The organism is Micrococcus antarcticus (assembly GCF_044872765.1).
In the GTDB taxonomy this organism is placed as follows: Bacteria; Actinomycetota; Actinomycetes; order Actinomycetales; family Micrococcaceae; genus Micrococcus.
Genome location: NZ_CP085253.1, coordinates 572,075 through 587,540, shown reverse-complemented (window position 1 = coordinate 587,540; position 15,466 = coordinate 572,075). Strand labels below are relative to the sequence as shown.

13 protein-coding genes and 1 pseudogene are annotated in these 15,466 nt (G+C 72.3%); 10 read left to right on the top strand and 4 right to left on the bottom strand.

Going from position 1 to position 15,466, the window contains the following annotated elements:
- Positions 1-6 precede the first annotated feature (6 nt).
- The 10 genes and pseudogenes from LG274_RS02815 to LG274_RS02770 all read left to right on the top strand — a co-directional run.
- Positions 7-1,426: pseudogene (locus tag LG274_RS02815) on the top strand (FGGY family carbohydrate kinase); the annotation flags it as partial.
- A gap of 1,563 nt (positions 1,427-2,989) precedes the next feature.
- Positions 2,990-5,494 carry a leucine--tRNA ligase gene (leuS, locus tag LG274_RS02810; RefSeq protein ID WP_404465286.1) on the top strand — a complete coding sequence of 835 codons (2,505 nt, stop codon included), beginning with the start codon at positions 2,990-2,992 and terminating at the stop codon, positions 5,492-5,494.
- 54 nt (positions 5,495-5,548) lie between these two features.
- The gene (locus tag LG274_RS02805) at positions 5,549-6,511 is read left to right on the top strand and encodes a DegV family protein (RefSeq protein ID WP_343281951.1); all 963 of its coding nucleotides are present in this window, start codon (positions 5,549-5,551) and stop codon (positions 6,509-6,511) included.
- Positions 6,512-6,649: 138 nt separating this feature from the next.
- The gene (locus tag LG274_RS02800; protein ID WP_404465283.1) at positions 6,650-7,585 is read left to right on the top strand and encodes a helix-hairpin-helix domain-containing protein; all 936 of its coding nucleotides are present in this window, start codon (positions 6,650-6,652) and stop codon (positions 7,583-7,585) included.
- A gap of 4 nt (positions 7,586-7,589) precedes the next feature.
- Positions 7,590-8,570 carry a hypothetical protein gene (locus tag LG274_RS02795; protein ID WP_404465281.1) on the top strand — a complete coding sequence of 327 codons (981 nt, stop codon included), beginning with the start codon at positions 7,590-7,592 and terminating at the stop codon, positions 8,568-8,570.
- Complete coding sequence (locus LG274_RS02790) at positions 8,500-10,125, top strand: site-specific DNA-methyltransferase (protein WP_404465279.1); 1,626 nt, start codon at positions 8,500-8,502, stop codon at positions 10,123-10,125. Before LG274_RS02795 ends, LG274_RS02790 begins: the two co-directional genes overlap by 71 nt.
- A 60-nt stretch (positions 10,126-10,185) precedes the next feature.
- Positions 10,186-10,518: a hypothetical protein gene (locus LG274_RS02785; RefSeq protein ID WP_404465277.1), complete on the top strand. Its 333-nt coding sequence runs from the start codon at positions 10,186-10,188 to the stop codon at positions 10,516-10,518.
- Complete coding sequence (locus tag LG274_RS02780; protein WP_404465275.1) at positions 10,515-11,042, top strand: antirestriction protein ArdA; 528 nt, start codon at positions 10,515-10,517, stop codon at positions 11,040-11,042. Before LG274_RS02785 ends, LG274_RS02780 begins: the two co-directional genes overlap by 4 nt.
- Before the next feature lie 333 nt (positions 11,043-11,375).
- Positions 11,376-11,729, top strand: a complete 354-nt coding sequence (locus tag LG274_RS02775; RefSeq protein WP_404465273.1) for a hypothetical protein — start codon at positions 11,376-11,378, stop codon at positions 11,727-11,729.
- The gene (locus tag LG274_RS02770; protein ID WP_404465271.1) at positions 11,726-11,998 is read left to right on the top strand and encodes a hypothetical protein; all 273 of its coding nucleotides are present in this window, start codon (positions 11,726-11,728) and stop codon (positions 11,996-11,998) included. The genes LG274_RS02775 and LG274_RS02770 overlap by 4 nt, the downstream gene beginning before the upstream one ends.
- 59 nt (positions 11,999-12,057) lie before the next feature.
- On the opposite strand, the gene LG274_RS02765 is transcribed toward LG274_RS02770, so the two are convergent.
- The 4 genes from LG274_RS02765 to LG274_RS02750 form a co-directional block, all read right to left on the bottom strand.
- Complete coding sequence (locus LG274_RS02765) at positions 12,058-12,375, bottom strand: hypothetical protein (protein ID WP_404465269.1); 318 nt, start codon at positions 12,373-12,375, stop codon at positions 12,058-12,060.
- Between the two features lie 7 nt (positions 12,376-12,382).
- The gene (locus LG274_RS02760; RefSeq protein ID WP_404465267.1) at positions 12,383-12,715 is read right to left on the bottom strand and encodes a hypothetical protein; all 333 of its coding nucleotides are present in this window, start codon (positions 12,713-12,715) and stop codon (positions 12,383-12,385) included.
- 126 nt (positions 12,716-12,841) lie between these two features.
- On the bottom strand, positions 12,842-15,127 hold the full coding sequence (locus LG274_RS02755) for a hypothetical protein (RefSeq protein WP_404465265.1): 2,286 nt from the start codon (positions 15,125-15,127) through the stop codon (positions 12,842-12,844).
- Positions 15,124-15,465 (bottom strand): hypothetical protein, encoded by a 342-nt coding sequence (locus tag LG274_RS02750; protein ID WP_404465263.1) that lies wholly within the window; start codon positions 15,463-15,465, stop codon positions 15,124-15,126. Before LG274_RS02750 ends, LG274_RS02755 begins: the two co-directional genes overlap by 4 nt.
- Position 15,466: the final 1 nt, after the last annotated feature.

Genomic DNA, 15,466 nt, shown 5'->3' with positions numbered 1-15,466 from the left:
ACTCCCATGAGCCGCACCGCCGTCGTCGCGATCGACCAGGGGACCACCTCGACCCGGGTGGCGGTGGTGGGCGCCGACGGGCACGTGGTGGCGAGTGCGCAGCGCGAGCACGTCCAGCACTTCCCGCACGCGGGGTGGGTCGAGCACGATCCGACGGAGCTGTGGGAGGCCGTCCGGGAGCTCACCGCGCTCGCCCTGGCGCGCGCGCACCGGGGCCCGCGTGACATCGCCGCAGTGGGGATCACGAATCAGCGCGAGACCACCGTGGCGTGGGACGCGGCCACCGGCCGGCCCGTGCACCGGGCCATCGTGTGGCAGGACACGCGCACCGCCGACGCCGTCGCCCGCCTGCGCGCCGACGGCCACGAGGACGCGGCCCGCGCCCGCACCGGCCGCGGGGCGGCTGCGGGTCGGAACCGTGGACTCGTGGCTCGTGTGGAACCTCACGGGCGGCGTCCACGGCGGGGTCCACGTCACCGACGTGACGAACGCCTCGCGCACCCTGCTGATGGACCTCGAGACGGGGCGATGGAGCGCCCCCATGCTCGAGCTCTTCGGGCTCGACCCCGAGGAGTGGGAGGCGATGGCGCCGCGCATCGTGCCCTCGGTGGGCGTGCTCGGCGAGGTCACCGGCCACGAGACGCTGGCGGGCGTCCCCGTGGCGGGGGTGCTGGGGGACCAGCAGGCCGCGTGCTTCGGCCAGGCGCTCTTCCGCCCCGGGGACACGAAGAACACCTACGGGACCGGCTGCTTCCTGCTCCAGCACACGGGGACGCAGCGGCCGACGTCGGCGCACGGCCTCGTCTCCACGGTCGCCTACCAGCGGGCGGGGGAGCCGATGCGCTACGTCCTCGAGGGGTCCGTGGCCGTGGCCGGGGCGCTCGTGCAGTGGCTTCGCGACGGCCTCGGGATCATCTCCACGTCCGAGGAGGTCGAGGCGGCCGCGGCCACGGTGCCGGACAACGGCGGCGTGGTGATCGTCCCCGCCTTCGCGGGCCTCTTCGCGCCGCACTGGCGGGCCGACGCCCGCGGGCTCATCGCCGGCCTGACCGGATTCGCCCATCGCGGCCACCTCGCCCGGGCCGCGGTGGAGGCGACGGCCTACCAGAGCCGGGACCTGCTCGAGGCCCTGACGGCGGACACGGGGACGCGCATCCGGGAGCTGCGCGTGGACGGCGGGATGACCGCCGACGCGGGCCTCCTCCAGTTCCAGGCGGACATCCTGGACCTGCCGGTCGTGCGCCCCGCGGTGGCCGAGACCACCGTCATGGGGGCGGCGTGGGCGGCCGGACTCGCCGTCGGCGTCTGGCCGGACGAGGCCGCCCTGTGCTCCCTGTGGCGCGAAGACCGCCGGTGGGAGCCGGCCATGGCGGCGAGCGTGCGCGAGCGCCTGCTGGATCGGTGGCGCCGGGCGGTGGAGGCCTCCTCGGCTGGGCGTGAGACCGTGCACAGGGCGGCGCCCAGCGCCCGTGCTTCCTGGGCGGACCCCCGGGCCCGCCACTACCCTTGCGGAGGCCGCACCGGGGAATCGACCTCGGTGTGCCGCGCCCTGCCCCCGAGGATAAGGAACCCCATGCAGAACTCCGCCGTGTTCAGATCGGCCAAGATCGCACTCGCCTTCGTCGGCCTCGTCGTCGGGGCGGGCTTCGCCACCGGCGCCGAGGTGATCCAGTACTTCGTCGGGTTCGGCGAGATCGGCATCTGGGGGGCAATCCTCGCCGGCGTCCTCGTGGCCGTGGGCGGCGCGGTGATCCTTCAGCTCGGCAGCGCCTTCCTGGCCAACGAGCACAAGGCCGTGTTCCGCAGCGTGACCCACCCGGTGATCGCCCGCATCCTGGACGTCAGCGTCTCCATCACGCTCTTCGCGATCGGCTTCGTGATGCTGGCCGGTGCCGGCGCGACCATGCACCAGCAGCTCGGGTGGCCGACCTGGGCGGGTGCCGCCATCATGACGGCGCTCGTGATCGTCACCGGCCTGCTGGACGTGGAGAAGGTCTCCTCCATCATCTCCGGGCTCACGCCGTTCGTCGTGGTCGCCGTCGTGGGGGCGTTCCTCGCCACGGTGCTCACCCTGGACGGCTCCTTCACCGCCAACGAGGCGATGGCGGCCCAGACCGCCACCCCCATCAACCCGTGGTGGCTCTCGGCCCTGAACTACACCGGACTCGTCCTCGTGATGGCCGTGTCCATGTGCCTCGTCATCGGCGGCTCCATCACCAATCCGCGCGAGGCGTTCTTGGGCGGGCTCGCCGGCGGACTGCTCTACACGGTCCTCATGGTCATGGCGGGCGTGCTGCTCTACCTGAACTTCGACCGGATCGGGCACGCCTCCGTGCCCATGCTCGAGCTCTTCGGCGCGTTCCACCCCGTGCTGGGGTGGGCCATGCTGGCGGTCATCTACGCCATGATCTACAACTCGGCCATCGGCATGTTCTACGCCCTGGGCCGGCGCATCTCGGCGGACCGCCCCGACCGCTACCGCCCCGCGTTCATCGCCGTCACCCTGGTGGGCTTCGCGGTGAGCTTCCTCGGCTTCGGCACCCTGATGAACGTGGTCTACCCGTTCCTGGGCTACCTCGGTCTGCTCCTGGCCGTGGTCCTGGTGGCCTGGTGGCTGACCCACCGCGGGGAGCTCTCCGCCGAGCGGACCCTGCGCATGCGCCTGTCCTCCCTCATCCGCCTGCAGCGGCACCCGGAGAAGCGCTTCACGACCGCGCACGCGGACGCCCTCGAGGAGGCGGCCGCCCACTCCGTCGCCGAGCCCGCGGCGGTGACGGGCGCGATCGAGCGCCAGGTCGCCCGGGACCTGGACGCGGAGCTCGAGGACGACCCGGGCCGGGCCGAGGGATCCCACCGCGCCTGAGCCGACGCCGTAGGATGGACCCGCCCCGCACACGCGCGGGCGGGTCCGCCGTCATGCCGTCGCGCGAACGTCCCGCCCCCGCCGCCACCGCTCCTCCACCCCGACCGCGTTAGGACACGAACCGCCGTGAGCCAGACCTCCGAGACCCCCGCCCCCGCCACTCCCGAGGTCCCCGCGGACGCGGAGTACTCGTTCCGAGAGGTGGAGGCGCGCTGGGCCGGGTACTGGGAGCAGGCGGGCACGTTCACCCCGCGGGAGGACGGCGCCGAGCGGCGCACCGTGGTGGACATGTTCCCCTACCCCTCGGGCGATCTGCACATGGGCCACGCGGAGGCGTTCGCGATGGGCGACGTCGTGGCCCGCTACTGGCTGCAGCGCGGCTACGACGTGCTGCACCCCATCGGCTGGGACTCGTTCGGTCTCCCGGCCGAGAACGCGGCCATCAAGCGCGACGCGCACCCGGCCGCGTGGACCTATGCCAACATCGAGACCCAGAAGCGTTCGTTCCAGCGCTATGGGATCGCCGTGGACTGGACCCGCGAGCTGCACACCTCCGACCCCCAGTACTACCGCTGGACGCAGTGGCTCTTCCAGCAGCTCCACAAGGAGGGCCTCGCCTATCGCAAGGACTCGCCCGTCAACTGGTGCCCGAAGGACCAGACCGTGCTCGCCAACGAGCAGGTCGTGGACGGCACGTGCGAGCGCTGCGGCACCGAGGTCACCAAGCGCACGCTGAACCAGTGGTACTTCCGCATCACGCGGTTCGCGGACGCGCTCCTGGACGACATGGACCAGCTCACCGGTCACTGGCCCGAGCGGGTCCTCGCGATGCAGCGCAACTGGATCGGCCGCTCCGAGGGCGCGCACGTGGACTTCCAGGTGGAGGACGGCCCCTCCGTCACCGTGTTCACCACCCGCCCGGACACCCTGTTCGGGGCCACCTTCATGGTGGTGGCCGCAGACGCCCCGCTGGCCCTCGAGCTCGTCTCCGACGACGCCCGGGCCGACCTCGAGGCCTACCGCGAGGACCTCAAGAAGGTCTCCGACATCGATCGCCAGGCGACGGACCGCCCCAAGACCGGCGTGTTCCTCGGCCGCCACGCGGTCAACCCGCTGACGGGGGAGCGCCTGCCCGTGTGGGCCTCGGACTACGTGCTCGCCGACTACGGCACCGGAGCGATCATGGCCGTGCCCGCCCACGACCAGCGCGACCTCGACTTCGCCCGCGCCATGGGCCTGCCGGTGCGCGCCGTCGTGGACACGGGCGAGGAGGACCCGGCCGTGTCCGGGGTGGCCACCACCGGTGAGGGCGTCCTGGTCAACTCCGGCGAGCTCGACGGCCTGGACAAGACGGCGGCCATCGCCCGCGCGATCGAGGTCGTCGAGGCCAAGGGCACCGGGCGCGGCACCACCACCTACCGCCTGCGCGACTGGCTGCTCTCCCGCCAGCGCTTCTGGGGCACCCCGATCCCCGTGATCCACTGCGCCGACTGCGGCGAGGTCCTCGTCCCCGAGGACCAGCTGCCCGTCACCCTGCCGACCGACCTCAAGGGCGAGCAGCTCGCGCCCAAGGGCCAGTCCCCGCTCGCCTCCGCCGAAGACTGGGTCAACGTGCACTGCCCGCGATGCGGCGGCCCGGCGAAGCGCGACACGGACACCATGGACACCTTCGTGGACTCGTCCTGGTACTTCCTGCGCTACGCCTCCCCGTGGGACGAGACGCAGGTGTTCGACCCCCAGGCGGTGCGCGACTGGCTGCCCGTGGACCAGTACGTGGGCGGCGTCGAGCACGCGATCCTGCACCTGCTCTACGCGCGCTTCTTCACGAAGGCGCTGCACGGCATGGGCCTCGTGCCGTTCACGGAGCCCTTCCGCGCCCTGCTCAACCAGGGCCAGGTGCTCAACGGCGGCAAGGCGATGTCCAAGTCCCTCGGCAACGGCGTGGACCTGGGACAGCAGCTCGACGAGTTCGGCGTGGACGCCGTCCGCCTCACCATGGTCTTCGCGTCTCCGCCGGAGGACGACGTGGACTGGGCCGACGTCGCCCCCGGCGCCGCGGGCAAGTTCCTCGCCCGTGCCTGGCGCCTGGCCCGGGACGTCCGCGAGGCGGGCCCGGCGACGGGCGCCGCCGAGGGCGGCTCCGCGGCCCTGCGCCGCGTGACCCACCGGACGGTGCACGAGGCCGCCCAGCTGCTGGACGACGGCAAGTTCAACGTGGTGATCGCCAGGACCATGGAGCTCGTGAACGCCACCCGCAAGGTGATCGACAACGGGGCCGGCGCCGCGGATCCCGCGGTGCGCGAGGCCGCCGAGGTCGTCGCCAAGCTGCTCTCGCTCGTCGCGCCCTACGCGGCCGAGGACATGTGGGTGCTGCTGGGCCACGAGCCCTCGGTGGTGCGCTCCGGCTGGCCCGAGGTCGACGAGTCCCTCCTCGTGGAGGACGCGGTCACCGCCGTCGTGCAGGTCAAGGGCAAGGTGCGCGACAGCTTCGAGGTGCCCGCGGACATCACCGCCGAGGAGCTCGAGGCGCGCGCCCGGACGTCCGAGAAGGTCATGGCGTTCATCGGGGACGCCCAGATCGTCAAGGCGATCGTCCGCGAGCCCAAGCTCGTGAACCTCGTCATCCGCTGATCGGCGAGCCGGACTGAGCCGGGCCGCCCCGTCGGCCCGGAGGAGGAGGGGAGCATGGCGACGCTGGACCAGTGGCGCGACGACGTCCTGGAGCGCCTGCGCGCCCGCCGACCCCACCTGGTGGGCCGGGCCCGCTACGGGCTGAAGCCGCCCCGGCGGGACCGGACCGCGATCGTGACCGACTCCGCCGCGGCCCTGCCGCCGGCCCTGCTCGCCCACCCCCTGGCGGCGGGCATCCGCCAGGTCACCCTCCCCGTGATGGTGGGGGAGCAGATCCACACGGAGGGGACGGAGGACCTGCGGTTCGAGCTGCCCGTCGCCCTCGCCTCCGGCACCCCTGTGAAGACCTCCCGGCCGTCTCCGGGGGCGTTCCGGGCCGTCTACGCCGACCTCGCGCAGGCCGGGTACGCGCGGGTGCTCTCCCTGCACCTCTCGAGCCGGCTCTCCGGCACCGTGGAGGCGGCGCGGCTCGCCGCGGCGGACGCCCCGCGCCCCGTCACGGTCCTCGACTCGGGCACGGCCGGCTTCGCGCTCGGCCTCACGGTGCTGGACGCGGCGATCGACGCCGGCGTGGGGCTGCCGGTGGAGCAGATCACCGCGCGGGCGGAGGCCACCGCACAGGCGGGCGCCGTGCTGTTCTCCGTGCCGAGCCTCGAACAGCTGCGCCGCGGCGGCCGGATCGGCGCCGTGGCCTCCCTGCTGGGCACCCTGCTCCACGTGCGCCCCGTGCTGGCCCTCGACGACGGCGCGGTCACCCTGGTGGACCGCCCGCGCTCGGCGGCCCGCGCGATGGACCGGATCGTCGAGCTCGCCCTGGAGCGTGCCGCCGGGACGCCGAGCCGGATCGTGGTGCACGGCTTCGGCGACCCGGCGGGGAGCGAGGAGCTGGTGGCGCGCCTGCAGCCGCACTCGGCCACGCCCGTTCCCGTCGTCGAGCTGCCGGCGGTCCTCGCCGCGCACCTGGGACTCGGCGCGCTGGGCGTGGTGGTGACCCCGCTCGAGGTGGAGGTCGACTGAGGCCGAGTCGAGCCGGGGCGGACCGGGCGTGTGTGGACCGGGCAGTCCGCTCCTGCACAGGCGTCGGGTCGCTCCTCGCCATCCCCGAGGCCGCGGCGGGCGCCTCTCCTGACCCGCCGGCCCGGCCACAGTGGCTCCATGCACACGCGAGCCCCGGACGTCCCCTCCGAGCAGCCCGGCCCCGTCCACGGTCAGGACCCCCGCGGTTGCGGCCCCGGTGAGGACTGGGAGGCCGTCCCGCCGCGCCCCCCGATCGTCCGGTGGCGCGCCGCCGGCACGGCCGCGCTCGTGCTGCTGGTGGCGGCCATCGCGTGGTGGGCCGTGACCTGGCTGACCGCCCCGACTCCGCCCGCCCCGGCCGCATCGGTCGGGTCCGTGTCGGGTGTCCCGGCGCCGCCCTCGGGCGATGCCGCCGGCGCGGCCCCGGGCGCGAGCGTCCCGGATCCTGGCCCCGGGGCGACCGTGAGGCCTGCCGGAGAGGCCCCCGGCGCGTCCTCGGGGACACCGTCCGGCGGTTCTTCCGGGGACTCCGGGGGCGCGGGCGAAGGCTCCGCACCGGCGGAGGTGCGCGTGCACGTGGTGGGCGAGGTCCGTCGGCCCGGCGTCGTGACCCTGGCGGCCGGGTCCCGGGTCACGGACGCGATCCGGGCCGCCGGCGGGGCCGCGTCCCAGGCGCGCACCGAGCGGATCAACCTCGCTGCGACGCTCTCGGACGGCCAGCAGGTCCTGGTCCCGTCCGCTCGCACGCCGGACGCAGAGCTGGCCGCGGCGGCCGGGGGTGGGGCGCCGCCAGCGGGGTCGGCGGCTCCCAGCGGGCGAGCGGGGGCCGCGGTGGCGGGGCCCGGCAGCTCGGGGGCGCAGTCTCCCGACGGTGCGGGCGCGGTGCCGGTGGACCTGAACACGGCCGACGTGGCCGCCCTCGAGACGCTCCCGGGCGTGGGTCCGGCGACGGCGGAGAAGATCATCGCGCACCGGGACACGGTGGGCCCGTTCGGCGGGCTGCAGGACCTGGACGCGGTGCCCGGGATCGGCCCGGCCGCCCTCGCGCGGCTGCGTGACCACGTGAGCTGGTGACCCCGTGAGCGCCGGCGCCGTCCCCGGACCGCTGGACGTCCGATGGGTTCCGGCGCTGCTGCTGTGCCTGGCCCTCGGGAACGTGCTCCCGAGCCGGCCCGCGCACGAGTCCGTCCTCGCGTCCGGGGCGTGTGGGCTCCTCGCCCTGTGCGGGGCCGCCGCGCTGATCGTGGGCGGCCGATCCGCCGGAGCACGACGCACCGACCGCCCTCGGCGAGGCGTGGCCACCGCCGTCGTGCTGGCCGGCGTGGCGGGAGCGCTGATGGCCCAGCACGTGGCCCTCCACCAGTCCGCGCGGGAGCGCGTCGGCTGGGATGACGCCGTGACCGCGGAAGAGGCCGTGCGGGTCGAGGTGGTGCTGGACGCCCCACCCCAGGCCACCGGGTCGCCCTTCGGACCGCGGTGGGGCGCCCCGGCCACGGCCACGCGATTCGGCCACCCCTCTCGAGCGTTCGAGCGGCCCGAGGCGGTCCGCCTCACGGGGGAGGGGGAGCCGCCCCTCGGGCTCGGCACGGCGGACGGCGGTGTCGCGGCGGGCGGGAAGGCCTGTGTCGTGGCCGCTCCCCGGCGCGAGGGGGACACGGTGTTCCTCACCGCACGCGCGGCACCGATCCCGGGGCCCTGTCCGGCACAGGAAGGAGCAGCACTCCCGCCGGACGTGGCGGGACCCTCCGGGCGTGAGGTGCTGCGCTCGGCGTTCCGGGCCGCGGCCTCTCCCCTGATCGGCACGGCGCCCCAGCTGATCCCCGGGCTCGTGCTGGGGGACCGCACGGCCCAGAGCCCGGAGCTCGGGGACGCCATGAAGGATGCCGGGCTGAGCCACCTCAGCGCCGTCTCCGGGGAGAAGGGTCTCAAGAGGTGTGCGACATATTCGCCTGGTGAACGTGCAGAATCCACACAGGTACCCTGTACCCATGACGACGGAGAAGAATCGGCTGTACTTCGGAGACAACCTCGAGGTCCTGCGAGAGTATGTCCCAAGTGAGTCCGTGGACCTCGTGTACCTGGACCCGCCGTTCAACTCCAACCGGAACTACTCCGTCATCTTCTCCAAGAACGACGCGGTGGATGATGCGGCCGCCGCCCAGATCGAGGCCTTCGAGGACACGTGGCGCTGGACCCACGTCACCGAACAGCAGTACATGGACTTCGTGACGACGGCCAGCTCGAATGCGGCCCAGGCTCTCACTTCGTTCCACACGCTCTTGGGCAAGAACGACGCCATGGCCTACCTCGTGAACATGGCGCCCCGCCTCGTCGAGCTCCACCGCGTGCTGAAGTCGACCGGCTCGTTGTTCCTCCACTGCGACCCCACGATGAGCCACTACCTGAAGATCCTGCTGGACGCGATCTTCGGGCCCAAGAACTTTCGCAACGAGATCGTCTGGAAGCGCTCGGCCACCAAGGGTGACGCCCGCCGCAAGCTCGGGCGCAACCACGACATCGTGCTGTACTACACCAAGTCGCCGTCTGCGCATTTCGCCATGCAGTTCACGGAGCACTCCGACTCGTACAAGACCACGTTCAAGTACGACGACGGTGACGGCCGAGGCCCCTATGCCTCAGCCCCGCTGGACTCGCCGAGCCCCCGCCCGAACCTCACCTTTGAGTACAAGGGGTACCAGCCGCCTTCCAACGGCTGGCGGGTGGACCCAGATGAGATGGCGCGCCTGGACGCGGATGGGCGACTGATCTTCCCCAAGAGCCAGGCGGGCCGCATCCGACGCAAGCTCTTCCAGAACGAGCAGCCGGGTGTGCCGATCGACGACGTGTGGACGGACCTCCCGCCGATCTCGTCCCAGGACGCGGAGCGCCTGGGCTACCCCACGCAGAAGCCCCTGCGCCTGCTCGAGCGCATCATCACCATGGCGTCCAAGCCTGGTGACGTGGTTCTCGACCCGTTCTGCGGCTGTGGCACGACCGTGGACGCGGCGCAGAAGCTGGGGCGGCGCTGGGTCGGCATCGACATCACGTACATCGCCATCGACCTGATCGTGAAGCGCCTCCAGCACACCTACGGCGACGACATCCGGGACACGTTCTCCGTCTCGGGCATCCCGTATGACCTGGCCGCGGCCCAGGCCATGTTCGACAAGAACGCCTTTGAGTTCGAGCGCTGGGCCGTCTCGCTGATCGGTGCGCAGCCGAACGAGAAGCAGGTCGGGGACAAGGGCATCGACGGTGTCGGAAGGTTCGCGCTGGATGGCAAGGGCGGGATCGGCCGCATCCTCGTCAGCGTGAAGGGCGGGAAGACGATCAACCCGGCCATGGCGCGCGACCTGGACGGCACGGTGACCCAGCACGGAGCCGAGATGGGCATCCTGATCACGCTGGTGCCGGCCACCCGCGGGGTGCAGGAGGTCATCGACCACGGGGGCACGTGGACCCTACCGGCCAACGGTCAGGTGTTCCCGCGCCTGCAGCACATCACGGTGCGCGAGCTGCTCCAGGGCAAGGAGCCGTTGCGCCCGCCTATGCACCGCCCGTACATCGAGGCCAAGCGCCAGCGGAAGAAGTCGGGCCAGATGGACCTGTTCTGACCTGGGCGCCGGCAGCAGCCGTCGCCGGGATGCGGGGTGTCCACGGAAGGAGACCCCCCCATGCCCACCCCCACCCTCACGGCGCGTAGCGTCGCCCTGCACCTGCCGGGCGTCACACTCACCGGCACCGTCCACTACGACCGCCGCCGCTCGGCCCTCTGGCTCGAGGACGAGCACGGCGAGCGCGAACGCCTCTCCGTCGACCTCGGGGAGTACGGCCTCGTGGCCGTACTCCCCGGTGAGGTCTGGATCAAGGACTGGGCGGAGCACGCCGGTCTGGCGGGCGCCCTCGTGGACGCCGGACTGGTGATGACCATCGACCGCGCCTATGTCGGACCGTTCGCCAGCCGGGCGTACCTTTGCCTGGTGCTCGACCCGGAGCTGGCCCGATGACGGCGCCGCGGGTGTGGATCGGCTGCCTGGCCTGCTACAACGCTGGGCGGCTCGTGGGGCACTGGTGCGACGCTGCCGGCGCCGACGCGGTCACCCTGGCCGACGTGCACCGCAGCGCCGGCGGTGCCCGCCGGGACTGCGAAGAGCTCTGGGTCATGGACCACGAGCGCCTCCCCGTGCGCGAGGAGATGGACCCGACCACGGCGGCGCGCTGGGGCGCGCTCCACGAGGAGGTCGGAGAGGACCGCTGGGACGGGTTCTGCGCCTGGGTGCGCTCTGGTGCCTACGAGGAGGACGGGGACGGGCTGCCGGCGGCGGGCGCGTTCGAGGACGCCTACGAGGGCTGCTGGCCGTCCTTCGAGGACTACGCCTACCGGCTCGCGGACGACGTCGGGCTTCAGCACGGCTGGTCGGAAGAGGCACGCACCTACTTCAGCTGGGAGCGCTGGGTGCGCGACCTGGCCTTCGACTACGTCGTCGAGGACGCCGCTGGAGGCGACGTGCACGTGTTCCGCAACGGCTGAACCGTAGTCAGACATCGGTCAGACACGCCGGTTCGGCTGGCCTACGTGTGGAAAGGGTGCCGAAGGCTGGTTGTCTGTCTTGTCTGCTCGATTCGGAGCAAAGTATCTAGAGAGACCTCTACTCATGTGTGTAGAACTTTCCCCTAAAAAGGTAGACAAGACAGACATCGAGTGAGTAATGCCGCCCCGATCAGGGGTTCTTCGTGTCTGATTTCGTGTCTGACCCGTGTCTGACTGAGCGAATCAGCAGACATCCGCCCTGCGCCGCCCTGCACCACGTGGCCCGCCGCCCGCTACGCTGTGCGTGGCCCACTACTGCTCGAAGGAGACCCATTGCTCACCCGCAGATCTACCCTCGCCGCCGGTGCGGCCGTCCTTGCCCTCGGGCTCACCGCGTGTGGGACGTCGGAGTCCGACTACGTCGGGCGCTACAAGTCCACCATGCAGGGCGTCGACGCCTACATCCGCCTGGACAAGGACGGCAAGGCGCACTACTCGCAGTCGAACGCCGCCGGCCCCACGTCCGAGGCTGACACGACCTGGACGCTGGAGGACGACGTCATCACGGTGAAGGCCAACCCGGCCATCCCGTACGACATCCGCGCCAAGGCCGAGGACCCGAAGTCTCTGTTCTTCGAGGCCGACCCGGGCCACGGCTGGCGCGCCAACACGTGGACGAAGCAGTGACCACGGCGCGCAGCTTCACGTGCACCGGCGGCGCCGTCGAGGGCCGCGCCCGCCTGGACGCCGACGGCACCGGCGCGCTCGCGCTCGGCCTGGGTGGGCGGCAGGTCGTGGGCCTCTCCTGGACGCAGGACGGCCGCTTCGTTGTGGTGGACGCGAACCACCCCGATATCGCCCCACTGACGCTACGTGCCGTGGACGACGGCACCGGGCGGTTCGAGTTCCGCGCCAGCCGCGAGACCGGCTGGCCCCTCACCTGGACCGAGGTCTGAGGACGCAGAAAAGGCCCCCCACCTGGGATTTCCCAGGCGGGGGGCCTTCTGCTTCGTGGTCAGGCGGTCTTCGTCCAGCCGTAGACGCGGTCGCCCTTCTTGAGGCGTCCACGGCACCGACGGGCTGCGCCCAGGGGGCAGCCGTTCTTCGGCACCGGGAGGCCGAACGTGAGGTCCAGCACGTCGGCCACGACGGCCGGGTCCAGCCCGGCCTGCTCGATCCGTGTCCGCTGCAGGCCGGCGGTGGCCGCGGCCTCGGGCCCGGCGAGGAACGCCGCGTGGGAGTCGTACCACTTCCAGCCGCCGACCGCGCGGGTGCGCGACGCGCCGCCGCCAGCGGTCAGCCGGCAACGGCGCGTCGTGCGGGAGTGCTGCACCGTGAGGTCAGGAAACGACCGACGTGTCGACGGCCGGCTCAGGCTCAAACACCGGGCCGAGCACGTGAGCCACGGCGTGGTGCAGGTGCTCATCGGTGACCGCCGTGGGGTCCTCGCCCGGGCGCGGCACCGGGGTGTACTTGCCCACGGCGTACTCGTAGACGGACCCGATGGTGTCCCCGGCATCGGTGGCCGGGGCTGCAGCGAGCTGATCCATGCGACCCTCGACCCACTGCTGCGGGGACGGGATCCCCTCAGCGGCCGCGATGGCACGCAGCCGGCGGAGCAGGTCGTGGTCGCCGGCGGCAGCGATGATCTGAGTGGAGGTGGCGTTGGCCATGGGGGTTGCCTTTCGTTGGCGGGGTGGGTCTCAGACGCCGCTGACTGCGGTGCCCGGGAACACGGTCGGGAAGGGGGTGTGGCGGGTGTGCTCCCCCTCGGTGGTGCGGGTTAGGCGGGGCTGTGCTCAGTTGGCAGCTGTACCGGGCCACGTGGCCGGCATGACGTCCGGCGGCGGGAAGGTCCCGCGCAGAACCCAGGTGCCGGCAACCATCTTGTTCATGGGCATGTGCGTGACCTTGCGGGGTGCGACCTCCTCCGGGCGGATGCTCCAGGTGGTCGCGTCCGTGGCGAAGGAGTCCTTCCTCGAGCTCGTGCCGGACACGCCGGGGGTGAGGACGTTGTTCTGCACCCACTGGTCGTCGCAGGCCCACAGCTGCCAACCGACGGCGGCGGTGGCGGTCACGGTCATCTCGAGGAAGATCGCCGACGACGTGATGCGGATCCGGCCGGTCATGGCTGAGACGTTCACGTCAGAGTCACTCTTCTTCGTGAAGGTCAGGTTCCGCCAGCCGGAGTCCTGCTGACCACCGGCTGCGGCCCAGTCGGCCTGGGTGAGCCACACCACCTGCACGTTGTGGTTGAAGCACAGCACCTGAGCCCACCCGGGTCCGGCGGCGGGCACGCCGGTCACGCTGACCGGCTGGTTGGGCGTGGTGGTGCCGTCCTTGGCGACGTGGAGCGCCTTCCAGGTGATGAGGTCACACCGGCCAGACACGTACACGAAGATACTGTAGTTGCGCTGGTCAGCGACGGCCACGATGTGCCGCGTCGCCGCCTTGCTGCCGGGGGTGTTGGTGTATCCGACCTGTTCGCGTCGAGGGTCGATCGCGGAGCCCGCGGACAGGTTGTTGAACGGGTTGGACACAGTGAGTCGGCCACTGAGGCCAAATGTGGGGAAGGTGGTCCCGCCGCTGGCGCGCTTAGCCCCCGTGGAGGCGTCATATGCCTGGTACGTGGCCATCTGACTACCGAGACGGTGCACCCCGCCCAGGTGCAGCATGGCACCATCGACGCGGGTCGCCCCGAATTCACCGACCACCGCGGAGGTGTTCCGTTCGCCCTGCAGGCTGTTGTGGTCGTACGCAGCGATGAACGACCCCGGTCGGATGCGGCTGTTCCAGTCGGTGGCCGCATCGGAGAAGGTCACGGTGCGGGAGGTCACGGTCATGCTGTAGACAACGGACCCGACGGGATTCGCCACCGGGTTCGCGGCCTCAGCAGCAATCGCAGCCGCCTTGTCGAAGAGCACACGGCGCACGGTGGACCCGTCACGCAGCTCGGCGATCTGCTCGATGGAACCAGTGGTCGGGACGTCGATGGTGGCGGTCCACGTGGACGTGCCCCCTGCGGAGTCCGTGAGAACGTAGCTCAGCGTGGCCGGCGCGGTGGCCGGGCCGGTCAGCGTAGTCACCGTGGCGGCCTTGTTGCCGGTCTTCGAGGCACCAGACATGCTCCCGATGTCCAGCATGTAGGCCAGCGGGGCGTTCGCCTCCGACTCATACACGCGGGTCTCACCGGGGGTCAGGGTGTCCAGGTCGTCCACCGGGTCGCCGGCGCGGACGCGCACGGTGGGCCAGTCGGTGTCGCTCGGGACGTAGTCCAGCCCGTCGCGTCCGTCCTTGCCGTCGACGCCGTCCTTGCCGGGCGCACCGTCCAGACCATCACGGCCGTCCTTGCCGTCGATGCCGTCACGCCCGTCCTCGCCCGCAGGTCCACGCTCGCCGCGCGGGCCGGCCACGTAGGAGGCCAGCACCTGCGTGGCACCCGAGCCGGCCCAGCCCGAGCCGCGCACCACGGGCCCGGCGTAGACGATCCGGCCGTCGGCGTCGCGCACGCGCACCGACTCCGCCTCCGCGTCCAGCAGAGCGTCCACGGCGGCGGCGTCGAGCACCCAGGTGCTCACGCCCCCGCTCACGGCCGGGGTGGGCAGGGCCACGGTGCGGTCCGCGGCGCGGACCTCCAGCTGCGCCCCGGTCACGCCCTCCACGACGAGGACGGCGGCGGAGCCGGCCGTCAGCGTCGCCGTGGCGTAGGACGGCCCGTCGGCCAGGCTCACGCCCACGGTGGCCGTGTGGGGCACAGAGCCCTCGCCCGCCCACCCGGAGCCGCGCACGATGGGTCCGGCGTAGACGATGTGGCCGCCACCGTCCAGCACGTGCAGGGCGTCGGCGTCGGCGTCCAGGAGCATGGCCACGGTGGCCGCGTCCAGGGTCCAGCGCGCAGTGCCCTGCACGGTCTCGGCAGCCACGGCGAGGACGACTGCGCCGCCCTCGCCGCGGACCCGCAGGAGCACGGGGCCCTCGGGGGCGTCGCGCAGCTCGAGCGTCGCCGCCGAGCCCGCCGACAGCGTCGCGGCCACCAGGCGCGGCGCCGAGTTCAGCGCCACTCCGGCACCGTCGGTGCAGCTCATGCGTCCTCCTCGGCGTACGGCAGGCCCGTCGGGCCCATGGGTCCTACGGGCCCGGGAGGCCCGGGAGGACCTTCCACGACCTCAGCCGGCGCACGCCCGGCCACGGCCAGGTCGTACGCGCCGGCCGCGGCCATTCCCACGCCCGCGCCCGTGACGCCGGCAGTCCACAGTGCAGCCGTGGTGGCGGCACCGCCGGTGGCGAGGTGGTCAGCGATCTGGACGAGCACGCCCAGCACCACGGCGAGCAGCGGCAGCCACGCGCCGGGCATCCAGCGCTTCGCCTGCTGCACGAGGAAAACGACGATCGCGCCGCTGGTGATCAGCGAGGTTGCGTCCATG

What these genes read in the sequence shown, in the direction of transcription:
- LG274_RS02805 (WP_343281951.1), top strand. Translation starts at nt 5,549, where the DNA reads ATGGCGACGCTGGACCAGTGGCGCGACGACGTCCTGGAGCGCCTGCGC.
- LG274_RS02800 (WP_404465283.1), top strand. Translation starts at nt 6,650, where the DNA reads ATGCACACGCGAGCCCCGGACGTCCCCTCCGAGCAGCCCGGCCCCGTC.
- LG274_RS02790 (WP_404465279.1), top strand. Translation starts at nt 8,500, where the DNA reads ATGACGACGGAGAAGAATCGGCTGTACTTCGGAGACAACCTCGAGGTC.
- LG274_RS02785 (WP_404465277.1), top strand. Translation starts at nt 10,186, where the DNA reads ATGCCCACCCCCACCCTCACGGCGCGTAGCGTCGCCCTGCACCTGCCG.
- LG274_RS02780 (WP_404465275.1), top strand. Translation starts at nt 10,515, where the DNA reads ATGACGGCGCCGCGGGTGTGGATCGGCTGCCTGGCCTGCTACAACGCT.
- LG274_RS02760 (WP_404465267.1), bottom strand. Translation starts at nt 12,715, where the DNA reads ATGGCCAACGCCACCTCCACTCAGATCATCGCTGCCGCCGGCGACCAC.
- LG274_RS02755 (WP_404465265.1), bottom strand. Translation starts at nt 15,127, where the DNA reads ATGAGCTGCACCGACGGTGCCGGAGTGGCGCTGAACTCGGCGCCGCGC.
- LG274_RS02750 (WP_404465263.1), bottom strand. Translation starts at nt 15,465, where the DNA reads ATGGACGCAACCTCGCTGATCACCAGCGGCGCGATCGTCGTTTTCCTC.